The sequence below is a fragment of the Lacticaseibacillus mingshuiensis genome (genome assembly GCF_016861785.1).
Taxonomy (GTDB): Bacteria; Bacillota; Bacilli; order Lactobacillales; family Lactobacillaceae; genus Lacticaseibacillus; species Lacticaseibacillus mingshuiensis.
The window spans coordinates 1-22,965 of sequence record NZ_BOLS01000011.1 but is presented as its reverse complement, the minus strand read 5'-3'; the positions used below and the strand labels follow the sequence as shown (position 1 = coordinate 22,965).

Annotated in this window: 21 protein-coding genes and 1 other annotated feature; of the genes, 11 read left to right on the top strand and 10 right to left on the bottom strand. The window is 55.2% G+C overall.

What is annotated here, in order from left to right:
- Nucleotides 1-14 precede the first annotated feature (14 nt).
- A complete protein-coding gene (locus JUE67_RS07920) occupies nt 15-353 on the bottom strand; it encodes a hypothetical protein (protein WP_203627488.1) in 339 nt (112 codons plus the stop codon).
- A gap of 313 nt (nt 354-666) precedes the next feature.
- Here JUE67_RS07920 and JUE67_RS07915 point away from each other — a divergent pair, with 313 nt between their 5' ends.
- Nucleotides 667-930, top strand: coding sequence for a hypothetical protein (locus tag JUE67_RS07915; RefSeq protein ID WP_125697263.1), 264 nt, complete (start codon nt 667-669; stop codon nt 928-930).
- 319 nt (nt 931-1,249) lie between these two features.
- Nucleotides 1,250-2,491: an MFS transporter gene (locus JUE67_RS07910; protein ID WP_203627497.1), complete on the top strand. Its 1,242-nt coding sequence runs from the start codon at nt 1,250-1,252 to the stop codon at nt 2,489-2,491.
- A 78-nt stretch (nt 2,492-2,569) separates the two neighbouring features.
- On the opposite strand, the gene JUE67_RS07905 is transcribed toward JUE67_RS07910, so the two are convergent.
- The 3 genes from JUE67_RS07905 to JUE67_RS07895 form a co-directional block, all read right to left on the bottom strand.
- Nucleotides 2,570-2,776, bottom strand: coding sequence for a hypothetical protein (locus JUE67_RS07905; protein ID WP_203627500.1), 207 nt, complete (start codon nt 2,774-2,776; stop codon nt 2,570-2,572).
- A gap of 69 nt (nt 2,777-2,845) precedes the next feature.
- Nucleotides 2,846-3,295, bottom strand: coding sequence for a hypothetical protein (locus JUE67_RS07900; RefSeq protein WP_203627502.1), 450 nt, complete (start codon nt 3,293-3,295; stop codon nt 2,846-2,848).
- Nucleotides 3,296-3,376: 81 nt separating this feature from the next.
- Nucleotides 3,377-3,799 (bottom strand): MerR family transcriptional regulator, encoded by a 423-nt coding sequence (locus tag JUE67_RS07895; RefSeq protein WP_203627504.1) that lies wholly within the window; start codon nt 3,797-3,799, stop codon nt 3,377-3,379.
- 78 nt (nt 3,800-3,877) lie between these two features.
- Here JUE67_RS07895 and JUE67_RS07890 point away from each other — a divergent pair, with 78 nt between their 5' ends.
- The gene (locus JUE67_RS07890; protein ID WP_203627506.1) at nt 3,878-5,347 is read left to right on the top strand and encodes an MFS transporter; all 1,470 of its coding nucleotides are present in this window, start codon (nt 3,878-3,880) and stop codon (nt 5,345-5,347) included.
- Nucleotides 5,348-5,573: 226 nt separating this feature from the next.
- Nucleotides 5,574-7,748: a Tex family protein gene (locus JUE67_RS07885; protein ID WP_203627508.1), complete on the top strand. Its 2,175-nt coding sequence runs from the start codon at nt 5,574-5,576 to the stop codon at nt 7,746-7,748.
- Between the two features lie 134 nt (nt 7,749-7,882).
- Here the strand turns inward: JUE67_RS07885 and JUE67_RS07880 are convergent, their stop codons facing one another.
- From JUE67_RS07880 to JUE67_RS07865, 4 genes are all read right to left on the bottom strand, one after another.
- Complete coding sequence (locus JUE67_RS07880; RefSeq protein WP_203627510.1) at nt 7,883-8,824, bottom strand: alpha/beta hydrolase; 942 nt, start codon at nt 8,822-8,824, stop codon at nt 7,883-7,885.
- 68 nt (nt 8,825-8,892) lie between these two features.
- The gene (locus JUE67_RS07875) at nt 8,893-9,261 is read right to left on the bottom strand and encodes a Crp/Fnr family transcriptional regulator (protein ID WP_203627512.1); all 369 of its coding nucleotides are present in this window, start codon (nt 9,259-9,261) and stop codon (nt 8,893-8,895) included.
- A 48-nt stretch (nt 9,262-9,309) separates the two neighbouring features.
- Nucleotides 9,310-9,483 (bottom strand): hypothetical protein, encoded by a 174-nt coding sequence (locus JUE67_RS07870; RefSeq protein WP_203627514.1) that lies wholly within the window; start codon nt 9,481-9,483, stop codon nt 9,310-9,312.
- A 98-nt stretch (nt 9,484-9,581) separates the two neighbouring features.
- On the bottom strand, nt 9,582-10,592 hold the full coding sequence (locus JUE67_RS07865) for an NAD-dependent epimerase/dehydratase family protein (RefSeq protein WP_203627516.1): 1,011 nt from the start codon (nt 10,590-10,592) through the stop codon (nt 9,582-9,584).
- 202 nt (nt 10,593-10,794) lie between these two features.
- Between JUE67_RS07865 and JUE67_RS07860 the strand changes: the two genes are divergently transcribed.
- A complete protein-coding gene (locus tag JUE67_RS07860; protein ID WP_203627518.1) occupies nt 10,795-11,376 on the top strand; it encodes a TetR/AcrR family transcriptional regulator in 582 nt (193 codons plus the stop codon).
- A 107-nt stretch (nt 11,377-11,483) separates the two neighbouring features.
- Here JUE67_RS07860 and rpsD read toward each other — a convergent pair whose 3' ends face one another.
- Both rpsD and msrC read right to left on the bottom strand, forming a co-directional pair.
- Complete coding sequence (rpsD, locus tag JUE67_RS07855; RefSeq protein ID WP_203627527.1) at nt 11,484-12,095, bottom strand: 30S ribosomal protein S4; 612 nt, start codon at nt 12,093-12,095, stop codon at nt 11,484-11,486.
- A 174-nt stretch (nt 12,096-12,269) separates the two neighbouring features.
- Nucleotides 12,270-12,752, bottom strand: coding sequence for a free L-methionine (R)-S-oxide reductase MsrC (msrC, locus tag JUE67_RS07850; RefSeq protein ID WP_203627529.1), 483 nt, complete (start codon nt 12,750-12,752; stop codon nt 12,270-12,272).
- A gap of 199 nt (nt 12,753-12,951) precedes the next feature.
- Between msrC and ezrA the strand changes: the two genes are divergently transcribed.
- The 6 genes from ezrA (at nt 12,952) to JUE67_RS07820 (ending at nt 22,653) form a co-directional block, all read left to right on the top strand.
- Nucleotides 12,952-14,658, top strand: a complete 1,707-nt coding sequence (gene ezrA / locus JUE67_RS07845) for a septation ring formation regulator EzrA (protein WP_203637113.1) — start codon at nt 12,952-12,954, stop codon at nt 14,656-14,658.
- Between the two features lie 292 nt (nt 14,659-14,950).
- Nucleotides 14,951-16,114, top strand: coding sequence for a cysteine desulfurase family protein (locus JUE67_RS07840; protein WP_203627533.1), 1,164 nt, complete (start codon nt 14,951-14,953; stop codon nt 16,112-16,114).
- 13 nt (nt 16,115-16,127) lie between these two features.
- A complete protein-coding gene (gene thiI, locus JUE67_RS07835) occupies nt 16,128-17,345 on the top strand; it encodes a tRNA uracil 4-sulfurtransferase ThiI (RefSeq protein WP_203627535.1) in 1,218 nt (405 codons plus the stop codon).
- Nucleotides 17,346-17,519: 174 nt separating this feature from the next.
- Nucleotides 17,520-18,161, top strand: coding sequence for a redox-sensing transcriptional repressor Rex (locus JUE67_RS07830; RefSeq protein WP_203627537.1), 642 nt, complete (start codon nt 17,520-17,522; stop codon nt 18,159-18,161).
- Between the two features lie 163 nt (nt 18,162-18,324).
- The gene (locus JUE67_RS07825) at nt 18,325-19,722 is read left to right on the top strand and encodes an MFS transporter (protein ID WP_203627539.1); all 1,398 of its coding nucleotides are present in this window, start codon (nt 18,325-18,327) and stop codon (nt 19,720-19,722) included.
- 28 nt (nt 19,723-19,750) lie between these two features.
- Nucleotides 19,751-19,960: a binding site (T-box leader), on the top strand.
- A 47-nt stretch (nt 19,961-20,007) separates the two neighbouring features.
- Nucleotides 20,008-22,653 (top strand): valine--tRNA ligase, encoded by a 2,646-nt coding sequence (locus JUE67_RS07820; protein ID WP_203627548.1) that lies wholly within the window; start codon nt 20,008-20,010, stop codon nt 22,651-22,653.
- Nucleotides 22,654-22,965 lie beyond the last annotated feature (312 nt).

Below are 22,965 nucleotides of genomic sequence, written 5' to 3'. Positions count from 1 at the left end.
CCAAGCAGCCTCGCTCACAGCGGAATTTTCCCAGTATCGATCAGTTGGCGCATCGTGGTCTGGACGTGCATCAGGGTGCGATGCGCGTCGGTTTTGAACGAGGCGATCTGCGCGGACGCCACGAGCTCGGCGCCAGCGTAAATGACGGTGCCGTTGATATCCGTCACCTGAAAGCCAGTCGGGGTCCAGGCCGCGGTGAGATAGCCGCCTTCGATTGCCTCGTCTAGCAACTCCTGCATCCAGTTGCGAAGGCCTGCACCGATCACATCGTCTTCGCTGGTCTGCTCGCCCCGCGCCCGCGCCTTGTCTACCAAGTTTGCGACCGCTGCCATTGTTTCTGGAATCTCATGCATGTTTGTCTCTCCTTTCGCTCACAGCGGCAGTGTAGCACAAACCCGCCGCGCCGTCTGCTTTGGGGCCTCACAGCCAGACCTATTTTTATTAAAAAATAGTGGGGTGAATTGTGCCGGGATAGTCTTATGTAAGAAATACCGGAAATGGATTTGATTGTGAGAATTATAAAATAATTAAAAATCGGGCCCAAAAGCTCGCCGCACTCAGGTATAATGAAGACAATGGTGCTCGCCACGATGGGGGGCCAAGCTGCGGAAGCCGACGTCGCGGACCGCGGCCGGACTGAGCGACGGACAATGAAGGGAGTCTGTGATGGCAAGACCACAACAGCACTGGGAATTGTTCGAAGAAAATGAGGTCAACGCGCAGTTTCATGAAGGACAAGTGATGCGGTTTCGCTCTGCGCTACTGGACGGCAAGCAGGCGCAAGGCGTGATCACAAAGCGTTATAAAAATTCCTGCATGATCGATTTTTCCGCGTGCCCAAAGATCTCACAAGCCGCAAAAGAGGAATTGAATTCGAAAATCGTGATCAGTTATCAGGCGCTTGAGCCGCTGACTGGGACCGACGACTAAAAAAGCTGGGCAGAGGCCCGGCTTTTTTGCAAATGGGGGCGTTGCCGCAACTGATTCTTTTTCGGTTCTTGCTGCGTGCGTTTCAGACGGCGTGAGGCAAGCTAACGGAACCGCTATCAATGTGATCAATAGCGGGATGGGTCGAGTCCGGGCAGAATCGGCATCTGCGTCGAAACCGAGCGGCGCACACGCGGTCAAATTGTTATCTGGCGCGCGCATCGCCTAATTGCCCCTTGCGCCGCCTGCATTCTAGTGCCACAATGAATCAGAACAAAATAACGGCCGACAGAGAGCGGCCATTTTGGAGGCAAAATTGAATATGAATCAAGCAGAAGTGCACACTGTTGACGGCGCTACTCACGAGCAGAAACTCGTGATCGCGTCCACCGCGTCAGGGTTTTCGCTGGAGAACATGGACATCATGTTTCTCTCGTTTTCCTTGACCCCGATCATCGCCGAACTCCACATCTCAAGTGGGGCGGCTGGTTTGATCGGCTCGATCACCAACATCGGGATGTTAGTCGGCGGGGCACTTTTTGGTTTGCTCGGGGATAAATACGGGCGAGTCAAAACGTTCTCGCACACTATCTTGATCTTCGCCATCGCCACGGCGGCCATGGCGTTTGCCAACAACTTATGGATGATCTACTTCCTGCGTTTTCTGGCCGGCATCGGGGCCGGTGGGGAGTATGGCGTGGGCATCGCGCTGATCGCGGAAAGCTTTGACAAGCACCAGATCGGGCGAATGACTTCTGTCGCGGCGATCGGCGGCCAGATTGGGGCGATCATCGCCGCGTTGGCCGCGTCCTTCATCATTCCTCGGTGGGGCTGGCACGCGCTATTTTTGCTGGGGGTCTTCCCGGTGATCTTGACCTTCTTCGTGCGCCGTCACCTTAAGGAATCCGATGATTTTCTGGCGGCGCGGGCCGAGGCAAAAGTCAAACATGAAAAAGTCAGTTTCGGCGCGCTGTTTGCCACGCCCCATCTGGCCGCTCAAACCCTGGGCCTGATGGTGATGACCATTGTCCAGATCGCCGGTTACTTCGGCCTGATGAACTGGCTGCCTGTGATCGTTCAAAAGCAGCAAGGGCTATCCGTTTCCGGCTCCGCGCTGTGGATGATCGCAACGATCGTCGGGATGTGCCTTGGCATGGTGGTATTTGGCAACATTTTGGATAAGATTGGCCCGCGTTGGGCGTTTGGCCTGTTTCTTTTGGCCAGTGCCATGATCGTGTTTGCCATCACGCTGGCGCGCTCCGCCACCGTCCTGGTCTTCATCGGCGCCATCGTTGGTTTCTGCTCCAACGGGATGTTTGGCGGCTATGGCGCGGTCATCAGCCAGCTTTATCCTGCGCGAATCCGCAGCACGGCCAACAACGTCATCATGAACGTCGGCCGGGCGATCGGCGGGTTCTCCTCAGTGGTTATTGGCCTGTTGATGGACCGCTACAACTTGATGGTCACCATGGGCTTCTTGTCCGCGCTGTACCTGATCAGCTTTATCGTGATGCTTTCCTTACCGGGGTTGCGGACCTTGAGTAAGCAGGCAAAAGCGGCCTAAGTGACCGGCCAGTGTGAGTAAAATTGAGAAAAAAACGGCGATGCTTTTCCGAAAAATCGGACAGGCATCGCCGTTTTGTTATTCCTGACTATCGCGTTTGGCTTCCAGTTGCGTGATCTCTTCGTTCAATGCCGCGAGCTTGTCTTTGATCTCCTGCAGCGACAGGCCGCGGCCGGAGTAGCCCTTCGCCATGGCGCTGGGGTAATCATAATCCTCCAGCTGTTGGCGCGCGTCGTTGAGCTTGCCAAGCTTGGTGATCAAGGCATCGTATTCATCATCGGTCATCGGGGCACCTTCTTTGTTGTGATGACAACAGTATACGCGGCGACCGGAAAAATGCAAGGTCGCACGTCCTCAGCTGCGCAAAACAGGCACTTTGTATTTATCAAACCAGCTCTGCTTGAGCGTACGCTCGGCCGCAAAAACGATGCGGCGGCTCGGATCACTGGTGACATGCCAATTTTGGCCGGCATAGTAGCTGCGCACCGCCGTCGCATCGGCGCTACTTTTGGTGATCACGAGCACGAATTTGACGCCCGTATCGTTGGTGAACGTCGCGGCGCTGGTCAGGTCGCCGCCGACCTGACTGGCGAGCTTTGCCAACGCGTTTTCATCCAGCGCCTGCTGGTTGCTGATCGGCAGGCCACGGTCTTCGATCGCCGCCATCATGCTGGCGGGCGTGGCCGTCTGAGTCGAGCTTGCCTGACTGGTGGTCGTGGTGGTGGTCTGCGGCTGGCTGCAGGCGGTCAGCAGCAGTAACGGGATGAAAGCCAACGCAAGGGCCTTCTTGAATGTCTTTTTCATAAGTCCTCCAAATAACTGATTTTCATGAGTATATAAAAAATATGCCCTGTCTGCATCAGTCGAAAGATGGACGCGAGCTGATCAATGGCGATCGATGTCGTTTCCAGAGACATCCTTCGGCAACCCCAATGCCGCATCCTCTGCCGGGGTCGGGATGTGCTGACCGCCCGTCGCCAGCCGCTGGCGTTCGTGAGCGATCTTGGCGGTCAAAAAAGTGAGGGTCTCCTGCATCTCGGCGAGCTGGTCGACCACTTGTGCGCGTGTCCTGGTCAACAGCGCGATCATCTCGGTTGTTTCCATGCCAGCGAAAATTGTTTGAATCTGCTCGACGGACAGGCCGGCGCGGCGATACAGCACGATGCGATCAAGGGCGGCAAGGTCCTCCTGGGAGTAATCGCGGTCACCGCGGCTGTCACGCCCCGGATGGAGCAGGCCTTTTCGCTCGTAGAAGCGTAGTGAATATGTGGTGAGACCGTATTTCGCGGCCATTTCTTGAATTCGCATTTTTTCTCCTTAGCATTGCTTGACTTACACCTAGTGTAACCGCGTAAGGTTGTGCTTGCAACTATGAGGAGGAACAGCATGGACAACAAAAAACAAAACATTGCGATGCGTGCCTTTGCGCTGTCAAATGTGATGGTCGGCTTGGAATCGACCATCGTGGCAACCGTCATTCCGGCAATCGTTGATGACCTCAGTGGGATCCGGCTGATGAGCTGGGTGCTGACGGCCTATTTTCTGATGATGGCGGTCACAGCCCCGCTTTGGACCAAACTCGCGGAACGGTTTGGCACAAAGCCACTGATCTTGATCGGGACAGGAATTTTTGTGCTTGCCTCATTGACTGAGGGCCTCGCCGTCAACATGTACATGCTGATCGGCGCGCGCCTGGCGATGGGCATCGGCGCTGGCGCGATGGTGCAACTGCCATATGTGATCTACGGCACGCAACTGCCCACCGCACAACGCGTGAAGCAGGTCGGCAATGCCAATGCGGCGTATTCGATCGCATCTGCAATCGGGCCGTTGATCGGTGGCTGGATCGCGGATAGTTTGGGCTGGCGCTGGGTCTTTTTTATCAATATTCCGATCGGCTTGTTCATGATGTGGCTGATCTGTCGCAACTACCAGGAGTCGTTCACGCCAAACCGCCAGGCGATCGATTATCGTGGGGCATTGAGCTTAGCCACGACGATCATTGCACTGATGCTGATGATTCAGGCACTCGGCGCACAGACGCCGAATCTGGGGCTGGTCGGTTCGACGGCCGTGATCACGGTGGTCGTTGGCGTGTTCTTCTTTTGGATCGAGCATCGCGCCGTTGATCCAATCATTCCGTTGGGGCTGTTTCGCAATTGGTCCTACATGGCAAAAAATGTGCTGATGTTTTGCCAATACGGCGTTTTAAGTTTCGTCAACAGCTACATTCCAATGTGGGGCCAGGGGGTCTACGGACTGACGGCCCTGGCAGGTGGATTTTTGCTGGTGCCATCATCCGTTATGCTGGCCGTCGGGACCCGGCTCAACGCACCGCTGCTTGCACGCCATTCGGAAAAATCGGTGGTGCGGCGCTGGAGCTTGGTGATGTTCGCCGCAGTGCTGATCTTGGCGTTTATCTGGCAAACGAGCAGCGTCGGGTTCGTAGTCGTCGCGGGCGGCTTGTTTGGCCTGGGAGCGGGGGTCGTGACGAGCACTGCCCAAGTCGCAGTCCAGGACGCGGTGCCAAAGCGCCAAGTGGGTTCGGCCACCGCGCTCAACGCCTTGATTCGGACGATTGGCTCCACCTTGGTGCTGTCGATGTTGTCGCTGAGTCTCAACACCACCTTCCGCCACGCGATCGCGGCGCATTCTGGCAAACTCAAGATCGATCAGCTCAACGCGATCAGCAGTGCTGCCTCCGCTGCAAAATTGCCGAGCAACCTGGTGCCATTGCTGCGGACGATTCTTTTTCAAGGCTTTCACTGGCTGGCGATCTGGGCTTGCCTGATCATGGGGGTGAGCCTGCTTGTCAGTTTGATGGATCCGTGGCACAAGGGTGGGCTTCACGAGTAAAGACCAGTGGAAAACCGCATGGCCTCGCAACTGGCCACGGTGCGGCCGGTACGGCGCAATTGGAGGGGGCTGGGCTCTGAAATGCCGACACCAGCCAATTTTTCCTGTCACGACTGACTGCCCTGAAGCGGCTTCTTCATCCGCGATCCTCATCGTGGACGATTTTGCGATCTTATGTTAAACATAGTGAGGGACAATCGCCCAGAAAAAAATAAGGGATGATCGCATGATCGAAGCACAGACACTACAGCTCGTGAAAAATGAACTCACCGGCATCACCAGCCGCCAGATCAGCGCGGTGCTTGAACTGATGCAAGAGGGCAACACGGTGCCATTTATTGCTCGGTATCGGAAGGAACGCACTGGTAGTCTTGATGAGGTCCAGATACAGACGATCGAGGCCGCTTTTCAGCGTGCGACGGCCTTGCAAGACCGCAAAGCCGCGGTGCTGAAAAGCATCCAGGAACAGGGCAAGCTCACGCCGAAGTTGACGCAACAGGTCAATGCCGCCACCAAAATGCAGGATGTGGAAGATCTCTACCTGCCATACAAACCAAAACGCCAGACCAAAGCCACGGTCGCGCGGTCGCAGGGGCTTGCCCCATTTGCGGATTGGATCAGCCGTTTTCCCGCCGAGGACCTCCGCCAGCAAGCGAGGCGCTATGTGAATCCGGCCAAGAAGGTCAAGAGTGTCACCGAGGTTTTGGCTGGCGCGCATGAGATCCTGGCAGAAAATTATGCGGATCAGGCCGCGCTACGCAACTGGGTCCGCACCTACACCACCAAAAACGGGAAGATCGAGGTCGCACTCAAGCCCAAGGCCAAAGCGCTTGATGAAAAAAGGGTCTACCAACAATTTTATGACTTCAGCGCGCGGGTCAACGAGATGTCTCCGACCCGCACGCTGGCGATCAATCGCGGCGAAAAAGAAAAAATTTTGACGGTCAGGGTGACAGTCGCCACCGGCCCTATTTTGCAACACTTGCATGAGCGACTGATCGGCCACCACCAGCGCAGTCAGGCGACGCAGTTTGTCACAGACGCGTATGAGGACAGCTACAAGCGGTTCATCGGTCCAGCCATCGAGCGCGACCTGCGCAATGAATTGACGGAGACCGCCGACACCAAATCGATCGAAGTCTTCGGGAAAAATTTGTACAATCTGTTGATGCAGGCGCCGCTCAAGGGCCGCGTGGTGCTGGGCTTTGATCCGGCGTATCGGACCGGGTGCAAACTCGCCGTCATCGACGAAAATGGGAAATTTCTCACCAAGGCCGTGATCTATCCATTTCCGCCTGCGCCTGCTGCCAAGCGCGCTGTGGCTGCAGCGGAGTTCACCGCCCTGCTGGAGCAGTACCATGTCACCATGATCGCGATCGGCAACGGTACCGCGAGTCGCGAATCCGAGCAGTTTGTGGCCGACACCTTGAAAAAAATTCATCGCGAGATCTTCTACGTGATCGTCAACGAAGCCGGGGCATCCGTGTATTCCGCCAGCCAGCTGGCCCGCGACGAATTTCCTGAGCTGCAAGTTGAACAGCGCAGTGCGATCAGCATCGGCCGCCGCTTGCAGGATCCGTTAGCCGAGCTCGTCAAGATCGATCCCGAATCGATCGGGGTCGGCCAATATCAACACGACCTGCCGGCAAAGGCCCTGGCCAGCGAGGTCGATGCCGTGGTCGAACGGGCCGTCAATCAGGTCGGCGTGGATCTCAATACTGCCAGCGTGCCGCTACTCACGCGCATTTCTGGGCTGACCAAGACGACCGCGACCAATATCGTGGCTTACCGCAACGAACACGGCCGTTACACCACGCGGATGGCGTTACAAAATGTACCGCGCCTTGGCCCCAAAGCCTTTGAACAGTCAGTCGGGTTCCTGCGCATCATCGGCGGCGTTGAACCGCTGGACAATACGGACATTCATCCGGAAAGCTATGGGGTGGCGAAGCGCTTGCTTCATGCCGCAAATCTGTCGACGGCCGATCTTGGCGACGCCGCAAAAACGGCGACGCTGACAAAAGTTGATCCGGTGCCACTGTTGGGAACAGTCGGAGCCGCGACCTTAGTGGATATTGTGGCCAGCCTCCAGCATCCGGGCCGTGATCTGCGTGATCAGATGCCTGCCCCACTTTTGCGCAAGGATGTGTTGACGATGGAAGACCTGCAGCCTGGCATGGAGCTGCAAGGCACGGTGCGGAACGTGGTGGATTTCGGCGCGTTTGTCGATATCGGCGTCAAGCACGACGGTCTGGTCCACATCTCGCGGCTGGCGAAAAAACATGTCCGTGATGCCAGCAGTGTCGTTGCTGTCGGCGACATTGTGACTGTTTGGATCACAGAGGTGGATATGGAACGTGAACGAATCGAGCTGACCATGATCGATCCGGATGAGGACTGATCACGAACTAGTTGCCATCGTGTGACAGGCAAGCGCTCTCTTTTGCAGATCAAAAATGGCGACATTCCGTTCGGCACAATTGCCGAGCTGGATGTCGCCATTTTCGAGTTGAGGGGCGTGAGGCTGGTGGCCGCTTACAGGTTACGCTGCAGGAAGTCACTGATCGCGTCATGCAGATCGGCCAAGGCGGTGGCTTCGATCGGGTAATGCGAGCCGTTGCGCAGGGTCGTGCGTGTGACTTGGACCTGAGTCAGCCGATCGAGGAATGGATCGCTGAGTCGCTGCGGGGTCCACCGGTCCGCATCGGGTTGGGTGAGCAAAACGGGGCAGACGGTGAAATCTTCCGGTTCGATATCCGGGGCATAGGTCATATACGTGTTCATGAAGCGCATCGAGACCCGGTTGCCGCCGGATGTGCGATCCTTGAGCAAGATCTTCAAGCAGTCAGGATCATTGACCAGGGCGGACATCTTCGACGGGATGCTCATTTTCATCTTGAAGCCGGATAAGCCGATGCTAGTCGCCATTTTCGTCAGCGGAATGCCGAACGTCCCCCAGAACCAGTTATTGGTCGTGGTCATTTGGACGTCTTTGCTCCGCTGGTCCAAAAAGGTCATGCCGATAATGCCACGAACTTTTTTGTTCCGCGCCGCGACATGGTAGGTCTCCATGCCCCCGGCGGACAAGCCATACAGGAAGATCGGCCGATCATCCTTTGCGAGTTCGCTGTCGATCAGGTCGGAGCCGCACTGGACCCAGTCATCATAGCTGATGATCGTGTGCGGCGCGACATCAGTGACCCCATAAGTCGGCATGTCGACGGTGATCGTTTCGTAGCCGTCCTGTGCGAGCGGGCCGCCGATGATCATCGAGATCTGCCGGCCGTTGGTGCCAACGCCATGAAACAGAATGATCTTCGCCTTTGCGTTCGGGTTGCGGAAAGTGTCCAGGTGTACGCCGTTCCCGCGCCAGTTCCATTGTTCTTCGACCGGGTGGTATGTCTCAGTATAGTGATAAGCTGCCGGTAAAAAGTCTTGCACATCGCGCCACGCTTGTTGGTTTTCGTAAGTTGTCATTGTCATGACCTCCATCTATTTGATGAACTTAGAATACCAAGGGGTGGGGCGCGGCGCGTTGATCTATGTTAACGACTCGCCAGGTTCTTGCGGATGCGGCTCAAACTTTCTTTCGTGATGCCGATGTAGGAGGCGATCTGGTTTTGCGGAATCCGGGCTTCCGCCTTGCCAAAAAGCGCCCGGAATTCCTGATAGCGGGCCGCCGCATCCAAATTTTGAAAACCGTATTCGCGCCGCATCTTGTAGCGCAGGGTGTCCTCAAGCACCGCGATGTACAGTTGCGTCAGGGCCGCGTCGGCCATCAAAATGGGCTTCATCTGCGCGGCCGCAAACCGCAAACAATGGAGGTCCTCGATCGCGCTAAAGCTTTCGGTACTGGTGGCCGAAAACAGGCTTTCGCCGATGAGAAAATCGCCTTCCAGCATAAAGTTTTTCACGATCAGATGGCCTTGTTCATCGACCGCCGAGGACCGCGCAAGCCCGTCTTAAATCAGATAGACCTGCTCTTGCGGCTCATCAAGCTCAAGAATGGTGCTATTGCGGGGAAAATAGACTTGATCTGCCAGTAGCGCCAGTTTGTGGATACTGGCGGCAGGGATGTTCGGGGCGTACCGAGCCGTTGTTTGCGCGATCAGCTGTTCTTTGACTGCGATCTCCATGATGACCTCCTGGGAGTCTGTATTTGGGTCTCATTATATCGCGATTTAGAGGTGAGGTGTGGTTAGCGGTCCCAGAAGAAATCAGACAATTAGAGGTGTCAGCTCAATAAATTAAACGCGTAAAGACTTTTGGCTGTATCGATCACGGTCGTTTTGGCCGGCCGGGGATGCCAATCTAGTTCGCGAATGGCTTTCTGGTTGGTGTGCGCAAATTTGCGGCCAAGCATCCCGACAATTGCGTTCAGTTCAGGTGCCTTTTTTGCGGCGAGTCGAAGGATGGCGTCTGGCAGTTGGGACGTCCGCACGCGGCTCGCAAGTTCGGGAACATCGCTCTTCAATGTCTTGGCAATGTCGCGCATCGCAATGCTTTCGGAGATCGCGTTATAGCGCTGGCCGTTTGCGGCAGGAGTGTTCACAGCCCGTATCTCCAGATCGACCAGGTCCCGGACGTCGATGATCTCAAAGCTGATCTTGGGATTTGGCACGTGGCGGACGATCATTTGCTGAATGACCTGGACCGAGTGGGTGTTTTGCGGTTGCAGAATTGGACCAAAAATAGCGCCAGGAAGAACGGTCGTGAAGGCAGTCTCAGTTTGCGTTTTCATATAGTCCCATGCGGCTTGCTCTGCCAGGACTTTTGATCGGCGATAAGCGTTAAGCTCAGGATTCGTTGGGTCCGTCCAATAAGATTCATCGATGGCCTGATTGGTCTCCGAACTTGGCGGGGTCGCGGCTGCCAGTGAGGATGTCATCACCACATGTTTGACATGGGCTGCAACTGCTGCCTTGAGAACATTTAGCGTCCCATCGATGGCTGGCTTCATCACGGCCGCCTCATCATCTGGATTGTCAGCGCTCATTGGTGAAGCAATGTGTAAGACGAACTCGATGTCTCGCATCGCAGCAGACCATGAGATTGCATCAGTTAGATCTGCGACCTTAAAACTGAGGGCGGTCGTGTCTGTGTACTGACTCAAGGCTTGTTTGAGTGTTTTCCCTTTTTCTTCTGAGCGAACGGTGGTACGCACCTTCTCGCCTCGTTTGAGTAAGGTGACGATTGCCCAGCTTGCAACGAAGCCGGTGCCACCAGTGACTAAATAGGTTGCCATTTTAATTGTCCTCCTCATGTCCTGCAGCAATCTCGCGTTGTTCTCAGATGAGTCAAGTATTGGCTCCGCGCGAGTTGCCGCTGCGAATCATTTGTTTTCTTTAACTGAGAAACATTTGTAACCTCAGCGTCATTAAGGTACACTGTCGTCGAGTTCGAGACAAGCAGGTTACTGGCATGTGTGACATAAAGGAGAAAGTGATATGGCAGCGACGAAGCACGCGCAACAGATCAAAGAGGATTCGCAACAATATTTGACGACTGCGCTTTTGCAGCTGCTGCAGATGCATGACCTGAACGAGATCAAGGTGACTGATCTGATCAAGCGCGCTGGCGTCAGCCGGATGGCATTTTATCGCAACTATCAGGCGCTAGAGGACATTCTTCACGCGTATTTCGCGCCTCAGATCGAGGAGATCTTTGAGGATGTGATCCGACAGGTGCCGTCTGAGGAAAAATTGCGGGATATGGCGGCATTCTTTTCAGATTTTTCTGCAGATCTGGCATTAGCCGCCACGCGGAATTACGAATACATTATTCAGCAGATCTTCACCGACAATATGGCGCGCTACTACGCTCAAGGCAGTGAGTGGGAAGATCTTGATGCGACCAAGCGCAGGTACTGGGTGACTTTTATGAGCGCAGGCGTGTACGGCATTTGGCGTGAGTGGTTACTGCATGGCCAAGAGGAAAGTCTGGATGACATACACATTTTGATTGGGACACTCCAAAACGCGACGGCGGGCGCGCTGAAAGAGGCGGGCTCAATTCACAACCATTCTTGAAGCTAATTTTCCGCAAAAAAACGTGCCAGCCTCGAAAGACTGACACGTTTTTGTTGCACCGCTTTGCACCGGGCAATGTCCGGCAAAAGCTTTGGTGGCGTTTTTGATTACAGCTTCTGGTTGTAGTATTCAACGACCAGCGCTTCGTCGATGTCTGGTTCAAGTTCGTCGCGTTGCGGCAGACGAACGAGGGAGCCTTCCTTCTTGTTGTCATCAAAGGTGACGTAAGCAGGACGGGAAACCGTACCTTCAAGCGAAGCATTGACGATGTCCAGGTTCTGGCTGCGTTCGCGCAGACCGATCACCTGACCAACGGCAACTTCGTAGGAAGGAATGTCAACGCGTTTGCCATCGACCGTGATGTGGCCGTGGGAAACCAGCTGACGCGCCTGCGGACGGGTGGAAGCCAGGCCGAGACGGTAAACGATGTTGTCCAGACGAGTCTCAAGCAGGACCATGAAGTTTTCACCATGGGTGCCTTCCTTGATCTTGCCGGCGCGGATGAACAAGTTCTGGAACTGACGCTCGTTCAAACCGTACATCCAACGAAGCTTTTGCTTTTCCTTCAGCTGGGTGCCGTATTCAGAGATCTTACGACGGCTGTTAGGACCGTGATCGCCAGGGGCGTACGGACGACGAGCAAGTTCTTTACCAGTGCCGGAAAGGGACAGACCCAAACGACGGGACTGCTTCCAGCGAGGACCAGTGTAACGAGACATAAGGTATTTCCTCCAAAAATTTTATTGGAGTAAAATAATGAATTTGTGAACTCAACACACGGACAGTTGCGCTAAGCACTTCGCCATTGCAGCCGCGGTTACTGCGCTCTCCTCAACGGGTCGCACAACTGGAGCCGACCATGCCGTTCACTGCTGCATTATTTTACACGCGAACTAGTATACCGCGGCGAGCAACGTGGCGTCAAGGTGCGCGCTTAACACCGTCGCGGCTTCCTGCAAACTGGCCAGGTCGTCCTCATCAAACCGGGCAAGCAGCGGGGAGTCGATGTCCAAAACACCGACCGTTTCGCCATTCACGATCAAAGGCACGACGACCTCCGAATTTGAAGCGGCATCGCAGGCGATGTGGCCCGCAAATTCGTGGACGTTGGCAACGACGAAGGCGCGCTTTTCGGCAAAGCTGGTGCCGACTACACCACTGCCGGGCCGAATGTGGGTGCACGCGACGAGGCCTTGGAAGGGGCCGAGGTCCAGCGAGTCTGTCTTCCTATTATAAAGGTAAAAACCTGCCCAGTTGAGATCCGACATCGCCGCATTGATCACCGCGCTGGCATTCGCCAAAATGGTGATCGGGTTGGTCTCATCGGCAGACAAGGCATCTAGTTGGGCTGGCAATAAGCTATCGATGGTTGACATGGTTGCGCCTCCAAATATCAGGCCGCGCGCCGTCTTTTCTTATAAAATAGCAGAAATAGGTTTTAAGTTAAGCCCTTTTTTGCGATACTATGAGATAAGGACTACGCGCGGTGCAAGTGAGTTCATTAGCTGAATTTTAAAGGACTTGCACTGAAAATGCAATGAAGCGGCGCGGGGGTCAGCGGAAGGTGTAATAAGTATGTTTTGGATGATCATAATTATTTTGCTGGTTGTCATCCTGGCGGGGGTCGGGATCTGGGCGTGGCAGACCCATCTGACGCATGAGATCAAGGAGCTGGACGCAACGGTAGCGGCGCTGGATACCGGTGAGTTGACCGGCATGATTCGCAGCATTGAGCAGTTGCGGTTGTCCGGTGAAAGTTTGAAGACCTTCACCAAGTGGCAGCGCACGTATCAGCAACTCACCGAAAAGAATCTGACGGATCTGCAGACACAGTTGCTGGATGTCGAACAGGCCAACCGGCAGTTTCGTTTTTCTGTCGTCAATAGCGGCATGAAGGCGATCGACCAGCTCATGCTCGACACCCGCAAGGCACTGGGCGAGGTGCGGACCGCGTTGACCCAGCTCAAGGCCAGCGAAGCCGAGAACCGGACCCGCATGCTCAAGTTGCGGGATGATTATCAAGAGGCCCGCAAGACCATCCTGGCGAAGAGTTTTTCCTTCGGCGAGGCCCTGAACACCCTGGAGCAGTCCCTTGAGACGATTGGCGAGGCGCTCAAGGAAGTCAGTGTGACCAACGATTCCGGTGATCACGAGGCCGCCAAATCGCAGTTGGATGCGGTCAATAAGCAGGTCCGCACCTTGCAGGATCAGGTCAAAACACTGCCACCACTGGTCAACGCCGTGGTCAATGAATTTCCGGCCCAGCTGACTGAGATCGAGACCGGCCACGAAACGCTCACCCAGCGCCATTTTGTTTTCACAGAAGACGTGCCTGGTGGGGTTCAGGTCATTCAAGCCAAATTGGCCAAGGCGCAAACGCAGATCGCCGGGCTCCAGTTGGACGCGCTAAAGGCCAATACGGATGATGTGGCCACGAGTATCGACGCCTTGTATGCGGTGATGGAAAAAGAATTGGTCGCCCAAAAAGCGGTGATGAGTCAGCACAATTCACTGGCCAAGTTCATCGCCCATGCGACCAAGCAAAATAACACGCTGATGCGTGAGCTCAATCACCTGAACGAAAGCTACACGCTGAATCACAACGAGCTCCAGGACGCGGCGAGTCTGCAGAACCAGATCAACCGCCTGAACGAGGACTTCACGCGGGCCCAGGATGCGATTCAGCAAAACACCGCCGTCTACTCTGTGATCTTGGATCAGTTCACCGAGACGAAAAACGCCTTGCATGACATCGAAGCCAAGCAAGTTGCCATCAATACCAGCGTGGTCGGGCTTCGTGCCAGCGAGCAAAAAGCAGACGACTCCGCGACCCAATTTGAGATGGATCTGCGCGACATCAAGTACGAGGTCTCGCGGCATTCGCTACCAGGATTGCCGAAGACCTACCTCGACTTTTTCCGGGTAGTCACGGGAGAAGTGGACGACCTTAATGATGATCTGAATCAGACCAAGATCGACATGGACGAGGTGGCAAAAAATCTGATCAAGATCGCCGAGGACATCGATCAGCTCAAGGACCAAAGCCGCGCATTGGTCGATGCAGCGGGGATGACGGAGCAATTGCTGCAATACGCCAACCGTTACAAGACCAATCACGAAGAGGTGGCCAAGGCCGCCATTCAAAGCAAGACCCAGTATTCGCGCTACAATTATCAAGCGGCAGCCGACACTATTGCCAGCGCGCTTGAAAAGGTCGAGCCGGGCAGCTATAAAAAAGTGGAAAATGATTATCTGAACCAGCGGACTGATTCGTTGTTCTAAGGACGGCGGCGGGACAGATGAGACAACGCGGAACTGGGACAAAACTTTTGTTTTGTCCCAGTTCCTGTATAGTGCACCAATGTGATGGCAGTGTCGTGGGCCAAATGTCCGGGTCCGAGCAGCTAAGGATCCAAGCGCCTGGTCCCAAGTTCGGACCTGGCGCTTGGAACACTTACCTGTCGGACCCAAAAGCGACATTTGGCCCACTTCCTTTTTTCGTGCCTAGAAAAAATGTACAATAGAGCGTGCTTTTGCTATACTTGCCACAACTTACTTAAAAGAAGGAACAACGATGATCTATTTTGACAATTCTGCGACGACCAAGGCGTTGCCGGCAGTGCTCGACACTTACCGCAAAGTCAGCGAGTATTTCTTCGGCAATCCCAGCAGCCTGCATGCCGTCGGGACCAAGGCCGATGAGATGCTGCAAAGCGCGCGCAAACAGATCGCCGGCTTGATTCGGGCTGAGCCGGAGGAGATCTTTTTCACCAGCGGCGGCACGGAAGGCGACAACTGGGTGCTCAAGGGTACGGCAATCGAGAAACGCCCCTTTGGCCGCCATTTGATCACCACCAGCGTCGAGCATCCGGCTGTCATCAACACGATGAAGCAGCTGGAAAGTCTCGGCTTTGAGGTCACGTACCTGCCTGTCGATCACCGCGGCTTTATCGATCCCGAGGACTTGTGGGCGGCGATACGGGAGGACACGATTCTGGTGTCGATCATGGCGGTGAACAACGAGATCGGCGCCGAGCAACCGATTCAGGCCTGCGCCCGGGTGCTGGACGATTTTCCGGCGATTCATTTTCACGTTGACGCGGTCCAGGCGATCGGCAAGGGGCTGATGCCGGCGTTGCGCGATCCGCGCATCGACTTCATCACCTTTTCCGGACACAAGTTCCATGCGCCGCGGGGAACGGGCTTTATTTATGCGAAAAAAACGCGGCACATTGCGCCATTGCTGACAGGGGGCGGGCAGGAAAGTAACCTGCGCTCCGGCACCGAAAATACGCCGGCAATCGCTGCGATGGCCAAGGCCCTGCGCCTGCTTTTGACCGACGAGGACCAAAAAGTCGCCAAGCAGCGCGCGATCAAGCAGCGTATTTATGACCATGTGCGCCAGTTCGATAATGTGGTCATCTTCAGTCAAGAGACGCCGGATTTTGCGCCGCACATTCTCTGTTTTGCCATCAAGGGCGTTCGCGGCGAGACGATCGTCCATGCCTTTGAACAGCACGAGATCTATATTTCCACCACCAGTGCCTGCAGCTCGAAAAAAGGCACCGAAAGCAGCACCCTTCAGGCAATGCATATTCAATCGAACGTCGCCACCAGCGCGATTCGCGTCAGCTTGGACGAATACAACACCCTCGCCGAGGCCGATGCGTTCAATGCCGCGTTTGACCAGCTCTATGCGAAGTTTGCGCCATTGATGCCACAACCCGCCCACAACTGAAAGGAAGATTTGTTTGCAATATTCTGAGATCATGGTCCGCTACGGCGAGCTGTCCACCAAGGGGAAAAATCGCCAAGCGTTCATCGGCCGCCTGAATGGCAATGTGACTAAGGCGCTGCATGAGTTTCCGGCGCTGACGATTCGGCCGAAACGCGACCGTTTGCACATTGAGCTGAACGGGGAGGATTCCGATGCCGTCATGGATCGGCTGTCCCGCGTGTTTGGCATTCAGTCCTATTCGCCAAGTGTTGCCGTTGAAAAAGACATGGCGAAGGTCCACGAAGCGGCCTTGCAACTGATGAATGAAACGGCGCCGCTCGGTAGTAGCTATAAGGTCAATACCCGTCGGTCGGATCACAGTTTTGAACTGGACACCAACGCGATGAATCTGAACATGGGTGACTTTTTCGTTGAGGCGCGGCCGGATCTGGTCGTGAAGATGAAGGATCCGGATCTGATCTTGCGCGTCGAGGTGCGCAAAGAGGCGATCTATCTGTCGACACGCAAGATTCTCGGTGCCGGTGGGTTACCTGTCGGCACGGCGGGCAAAGCGGTGCTGATGTTGTCAGGCGGCATCGATTCCCCTGTCGCTGGGTATTATGCCCTGAAGCGCGGCGTCGATCTGGAAATGGTCCACTTTTTCTCGCCGCCATACACCAGCGACAGTGCGTTGAACAAGGCCAAGCAACTGACCGCCAAGCTCGCACCATATGCCGGCAATATCCGCTTCATGCAGGTCCCGTTCACAGAAATTCAAGAGACCATCAAGGCAAACGTGCCGGAAGGGTATCTGATGACGGTGCAACGCCGGTTGATGTTGCGCCTGGCAGAGGCCTTGGCGAAAAAAGTGGGGGCACTGGCGATCTTCAACGGCGAATCAGTCGGCCAAGTGGCTAGCCAGACACTGGAGAGCATGGTGGCCATCAATGATGTCACCACGTTCCCAATCATTCGGCCAGTCGCGACGATGGACAAAAATGAGATCATCAAAGTGGCCCAGGATCTCGACACGTATGACTTGTCGATCATGCCATTTGAGGATTGCTGCACAATTTTTGCTCCGCCGGCACCGAAGACGAAGCCGAATCTTGATCGCGCGCGCTACTTTGAAAGTAAGCTCGACATCGATGGGCTGATGCAGCGCGCCCTTGATGGCGTCAAAACGACCGTCATCAAGGGGTCCGATCAGTTCATGGATCAGCAACAGGACATTATTTCGGAATTGCTGTAGTCCTCAGACACTCGCTTCACCAAATGACGGTGAGGCGAGTTTTTTGCATTTTGCAGGGGCCACAAAACGGCTTCGATGTAATCGCTAACACTTAATGCTTGCGCCATTTCCGTCATGGTGATACGCTACTATGTGAATGGATTAACAAACATTTTTGGGACGGAGGTGGCGTCGATGCTGAACGCGAGAGCGCGGGTGTCAAAGGCAACGGTGCGGCGTATTCCACTTTACTATCGCGCGGTCCAGCAATTGCAGCAGCAAGGGGTCAAGCGCATTCGCTCAGAGCGGTTGAGCGAGATCATTCATATCCCATCGGCAACGATTCGTCGCGACTTTTCCAGTTTTGGGGAGCTTGGAAAAAGTGGGTATGGGTACAGTGTGGATACGCTGGTCGACGAATTTGGCAAACTGCTTGAGGTGCAGGACGCTGAAAATATTTTGCTGGTTGGCTGCGGGGGATTAGGCGCGGCGCTAATTGAGAACAATTTTCGCCGCAACCCGGATCTGAATATCACGATGGCATTTGATATCGATCCGGCGAAGATCGGCACCGAGATCGGTGGGGTGCCGGTGTATGATTTTCGCGAGCTTGCGATGCGGGTCACGCCAGATATCAAAACGGCGATCATCGCGGTGCCGTCAAGCGCGCAGCCGCAGGTGATTCCGGCGCTGGAGGGCATCGGCATCGACGCGATCTTGACGTTTGCGCCACAGCCGGTTGTTTGCCTGCCGACGACGACGATTCGCTACATCGATCTGACGTCTGAATTGCAAAGTTTACTGTTCACGGCCCATCATCAGCAGCTTGCCGACTAACCGGAAGCCATGGCGCGATGGGGAAAAACGTGTTAAACTAAGCGACAAGTGAAAGTGTCTGGGTGCGCATCCGTGTTAGCGCCGGCTGTAACGAAAAATTACAGGCGGGCTGGCGGATGCGTTTTTGCATGGCCGCGGGTCGCCGTGAAAAGAGGATTCTAGTTTGACTGAACGATTAACACGCCGGACCCAATTGGCGATCTTGGCGACGGCTTTACTTTCTTTTCTTGGCATTTTGATCGAGACCTCGATGAACGTCACGTTTCCGACCTTGATGGCGGATCTTCATGTGTCGTTGACCACCGTGCAATGGGTGACCACTGGTTATCTGCTCCTGGTCACCATTGTCATGGGGGCCAGCGCCTACCTGCTCAAACGCTTTGATGGCCGTCAGATCTTCCGCGCGGCCTTTCTATTTAGCCTGGCTGGCGCGGTCATGTGTGCCACGGCGCCAGATTTTGCCCTGCTGATGACAGGGCGGCTCTTGCAGGCGCTGGCTACCGGGCTGTCGACCCCGCTGTTGTTCGAAATAATTTTCACGCGCGTCCCAAAGCGGCAACTCGGGACCTATACGGGCTTGGCGGAGATGATGATCTCTCTTGCGCCGGCGCTCGGCCCCACATATGGCGGGCTGTTCACCAACGCCTTGAGCTGGCGCTGGATCTTTTGGGTGATCGTGCCACTCATCATCCTGGTCGGAGTGCTAGGTGAGGCGACGATTCGGACCAAGGCCAGTCGCACCGCCGGCAAGTTTGATGTGCTGGGGCTATCCTTGCTCTCACTCTTTTTCGCCGTCTTGGTCTGGGCGTTCAACGCAGCGGGTCAGACCGGGTTTACCAGCAGGTCATTTTGGCTGTGGCTGGCGGTGGCCGTGGTGTTGCTCGGCGCTCAGGTGATTCATATTCGGCGCGGCGGCACGCAGCTCCTTGATTGGCATATTTTGCGCGATCGGGTGCTGAGCCTGCGCCTGGTGACGTATTTTCTCCTGCAATTCATCAATATTGGCGCTTCGTTTCTGATTCCTCTATTTATTGAAGACGTCCTTGGGGAAAATGCGTTGGTGGCTGGCCTGATTCTGTTTCCAGGGGCCATGATCGGGGCCATCGTTGCGCCTTTTGCCGGGCGTCTTTACGACCAGCATGGGTTGCGCCGGCTCATCTTGTTCAGTGGCGCCTTGGTCTTGCTTGGCACGGGGTTGTTTTCGCTGCTCACCGGTCAGTTGACGCTGGCCCTGATCACCTTGCTCTTCATTGTGTTGCGCATCGGGTTCAATAGCGGCTTTGGCAACACGATGTCCGAGGCAAGTCAGTTGGTGCCGGTGGCCAACAAGGCAGATCAAAACTCGCTGTTCAACATGATGCAACAATACTCTGGCTCGCTCTCGACTGGCATGCTGGCGGCGGTCATTGCCGCGGTGGGGACAGGGCGCTCCGTGCGCGCGGCCACACGCTTGGGCAGCGGCTTGGGCTTTGCGCTACTGGCGGGCTTGGCCCTTATTGCGTTGCTGGCAGCTGTGGCGGCAAACCATCTTTCGCAGAAGGAAACTTCTGCGACCCGTTGACGCGCTGGCGCTGCCCACCTATAATGACGGTAACGCGATGAACAAGAGGGCGGTCGAGTTTTTTTTCAGCGACAAGGCGGATGGTGCAAGCCTTGAAAAAACCGATCGTTGTAGCTTGCGAGCAGCCGCTTTGAAGTCAGTAGAAGCGGCCGGGGCCACCCGTTAGAAGGCTTGAGTGGAAGGCGCCGTTTGTGGCACCTTCAAGTTAGGTGGTACCGCGAGCATGCTCGTCCTATTTTTTAGGACGGGCTTTTTTGTTTGTCAGACACACGCAGGAGGAAAAATATGAGTAAAGAAGAACTTGCGCCGAAATTCGACCCTCAGGAAGTCGAAGCGGGCCGCTATCAAAAGTGGCTTGATCAAGGCGTTTTCAAACCAAGCGGCGATAAAAAGGCGAAACCTTATTCCATCGTCATTCCGCCGCCGAACGTGACCGGCAAGCTCCACATGGGCCATGCCTGGGATACGACGCTGCAGGACATGATCATTCGCCAAAAACGGATGCAGGGCTATGACACACTGTATCTGCCGGGGATGGATCACGCCGGCATCGCGACGCAGGCGAAGGTCGAAGCCAAGCTCCGCGAGCAGGGCATCAGTCGCTATGATCTCGGCCGCGATAAATTCATCCAGCAAGTTTGGGACTGGAAGGATGAATATGCGGCGATCATCCATGCGCAATGGGCAAAAATGGGGCTCTCGCTGGATTATTCCCGCGAGCGTTTCACCCTCGATGACGGCCTCTCCAAGGCGGTGCGGAAAGTCTTTGTCGATCTTTACAACAAGGGCCTGATCTACCGCGGTGAGTACATCGTCAACTGGGATCCGCAGGCACGCACAGCGCTTTCCGACATCGAGGTCATTCACCAAGATGATCAGGGCGCATTTTACCATTTGATCTACAAATACGCAGATGGCACCCCAGGCGGTATCGAGATCGCAACGACCCGCCCGGAGACCATGTTCGGCGACACCGCCGTTGCCGTGAACGCCCATGATGCTCGGTATCAAGATGTGATCGGCAAAGAGGTCATTGTGCCTGGCGTCGGCCGCAAGATTCCGATCATCGCCGATGAGCACGCGGATCCGGAGTTCGGAACTGGTGCCGTTAAGATCACGCCGGCCCATGACCCCAACGATTTCCAAGTTGGCCTGCGCCATGACCTGCCGCGCATCAACTGCATGAACGACGACGGGACGATGAATGAAAATGCCGGCAAATATGAGGGGATGGATCGTTTTGACTGCCGCAAAGCCTTGGTCAAAGATCTGCAGGCCAGCGGTGATCTGATCAAGATCGATCCAATCGTCCATTCCGTTGGGCATTCCGAGCGGACAGGGGTTCAGGTCGAAGCACGGCTGTCCACCCAATGGTTCGTGAAGATGAAGCCACTGGCCGAAGCCTCGATCAAGAACCAGCAAAGCGACAACAAAGTGACCTTTGTGCCGGATCGCTTCGAGCACACGTTCCTCAACTGGATGGAAAACATTCACGACTGGGTCATTTCTCGTCAGCTGTGGTGGGGCCACCGCATTCCTGCTTGGTACAACAAGCAAAGCGGCGAGCTGTATGTCGGCATGGAAGCCCCTGAAGACGCGGAAAATTGGGAGCAGGATCATGACGTCCTCGACACCTGGTTCTCCAGCGCGCTGTGGCCATTTTCGACCATGGGTTGGCCGGATACCGACGCGCCGGATTTCAAGCGCTACTACCCGACAAACACGCTGGTCACCGGCTACGACATCATCCCATTTTGGGTCGCCCGCATGATCTTCCAAGGCCTCGAATTCACCGGCGAGCGCCCGTTCCAGTACACCTTGATCCATGGCCTGATGCGCGATGAACAGGGCCGGAAGATGAGCAAGTCACTCGGCAACGGAATCGATCCGATGGACATCATCGAAAAATACGGGGCCGATGCGCTGCGCTGGTTCCTGACTCAAGGCAACAAGCCGGGCCAGGATACGCGGTTCTCGTATACGCAAATGGATTCGGCCTGGAACTTCATCAACAAGATCTGGAACATGAGCCGTTTTGTCCTGATGAATCTCGAAGACACCACCGCCGACCAGCAGCCAGATCCTGCCACATTCGATCTGTCTGATCAGTGGCTCTTCGCTCGCTTGAATGACACCATCGCGCAGGTCACCGATCTTTTTGATAAATTCGAGTTTGGCGAAGCCGACCGGGCGCTCTACAACTTTATCTGGAATGAATTGGCCGATTGGTACATCGAAATGGCCAAGGCGGTCTTGACCGGCGATGATGAGCGGGCCAAGGCGGCCAAACGCGTCAATCTGCGCTATGTGCTGGATCAAACGTTGCGTCTGCTTCAGCCGATCATGCCATTTGTTACCGAGAAGATCTGGTTGACGATGCCACACATTGGCGAATCCCTGGTCACGGCGAGCTATCCGGTTGTGCATCCTGAATTTGAAAATGCCGAAGCGGTGACCCAGATGTCGGCGATCATCGAGCTCATTCGTGCCGTTCGTGGCATTCGCGCCGATGTGAATGCGCCACTGTCCAGCCCGATCGACATCATGGTTAAGCTGCAGGATGAAAGTCTGGCGCCGATCTTCGAGCAAAACCGCGACTTCATCGACCGGTTCGTTCACAGCAAGACGATGACGTTTGGCGCTGGCATCGACACCCCGGCGCTGGCCGCCAGTGCCGTGATCTTGGGCGCAACGGTCTATGTCCCGTTGGCGGAACTGATCGACCTAGACGAGGAGATCGCCAAGCTCGAAAAAGACGTGAAGAAGTTCCAGCAAGAGATCGAGCGCGTTGAAAAGAAGCTTGGCAACAAAGGCTTTTTGGCCAAGGCACCGGCTGCGGTGATCGACGAGCAAAAGGCCAAGCAGGCGGACTATGCAGCCCAATTGCAGGCGACTCAAGCTCGAATCGAAGAACTCGAAGCAGCGAAGTAATGGCTGTTTGCCTATAAAAAGAGGTGGGACAAAACTTTTGTTTTGTCCCACCTCTTTTTTTCAGTTTTGTCAATGTGCCCAAATTTCGGCCGAATTTTTGTGCATGTTTAGATTTTTCGTCGATTCTCGCTTTTTTGAAAAAAGATCAGAATCGAAAATGAATATTTTGGTCCCTATGTACGACAAACACACCGGTCGAGGTGTCGTTTTAAGCATTGCCAGTGTGTTTGCGTGATTTTAGATTAGGATACTGCGGGCGCCTTGCTTGTGGGGCTTGGCGCGATCAGATTTCAACGGCGACAGCGTGATCAA

What these genes read in the sequence shown, in the direction of transcription:
- rpsD (WP_203627527.1), bottom strand. Translation starts at nt 12,095, where the DNA reads ATGTCTCGTTACACTGGTCCTCGCTGGAAGCAGTCCCGTCGTTTGGGT.
- JUE67_RS07900 (WP_203627502.1), bottom strand. Translation starts at nt 3,295, where the DNA reads ATGAAAAAGACATTCAAGAAGGCCCTTGCGTTGGCTTTCATCCCGTTA.
- JUE67_RS07910 (WP_203627497.1), top strand. Translation starts at nt 1,250, where the DNA reads ATGAATCAAGCAGAAGTGCACACTGTTGACGGCGCTACTCACGAGCAG.
- JUE67_RS07895 (WP_203627504.1), bottom strand. Translation starts at nt 3,799, where the DNA reads ATGCGAATTCAAGAAATGGCCGCGAAATACGGTCTCACCACATATTCA.
- JUE67_RS07820 (WP_203627548.1), top strand. Translation starts at nt 20,008, where the DNA reads ATGAGTAAAGAAGAACTTGCGCCGAAATTCGACCCTCAGGAAGTCGAA.
- JUE67_RS07890 (WP_203627506.1), top strand. Translation starts at nt 3,878, where the DNA reads ATGGACAACAAAAAACAAAACATTGCGATGCGTGCCTTTGCGCTGTCA.
- JUE67_RS07860 (WP_203627518.1), top strand. Translation starts at nt 10,795, where the DNA reads ATGGCAGCGACGAAGCACGCGCAACAGATCAAAGAGGATTCGCAACAA.
- JUE67_RS07830 (WP_203627537.1), top strand. Translation starts at nt 17,520, where the DNA reads ATGCTGAACGCGAGAGCGCGGGTGTCAAAGGCAACGGTGCGGCGTATT.
- ezrA (WP_203637113.1), top strand. Translation starts at nt 12,952, where the DNA reads ATGTTTTGGATGATCATAATTATTTTGCTGGTTGTCATCCTGGCGGGG.
- JUE67_RS07870 (WP_203627514.1), bottom strand. Translation starts at nt 9,483, where the DNA reads ATGGAGATCGCAGTCAAAGAACAGCTGATCGCGCAAACAACGGCTCGG.
- JUE67_RS07865 (WP_203627516.1), bottom strand. Translation starts at nt 10,592, where the DNA reads ATGGCAACCTATTTAGTCACTGGTGGCACCGGCTTCGTTGCAAGCTGG.
- JUE67_RS07920 (WP_203627488.1), bottom strand. Translation starts at nt 353, where the DNA reads ATGCATGAGATTCCAGAAACAATGGCAGCGGTCGCAAACTTGGTAGAC.
- JUE67_RS07885 (WP_203627508.1), top strand. Translation starts at nt 5,574, where the DNA reads ATGATCGAAGCACAGACACTACAGCTCGTGAAAAATGAACTCACCGGC.
- JUE67_RS07880 (WP_203627510.1), bottom strand. Translation starts at nt 8,824, where the DNA reads ATGACAACTTACGAAAACCAACAAGCGTGGCGCGATGTGCAAGACTTT.
- JUE67_RS07915 (WP_125697263.1), top strand. Translation starts at nt 667, where the DNA reads ATGGCAAGACCACAACAGCACTGGGAATTGTTCGAAGAAAATGAGGTC.
- msrC (WP_203627529.1), bottom strand. Translation starts at nt 12,752, where the DNA reads ATGTCAACCATCGATAGCTTATTGCCAGCCCAACTAGATGCCTTGTCT.
- JUE67_RS07905 (WP_203627500.1), bottom strand. Translation starts at nt 2,776, where the DNA reads ATGACCGATGATGAATACGATGCCTTGATCACCAAGCTTGGCAAGCTC.
- JUE67_RS07840 (WP_203627533.1), top strand. Translation starts at nt 14,951, where the DNA reads ATGATCTATTTTGACAATTCTGCGACGACCAAGGCGTTGCCGGCAGTG.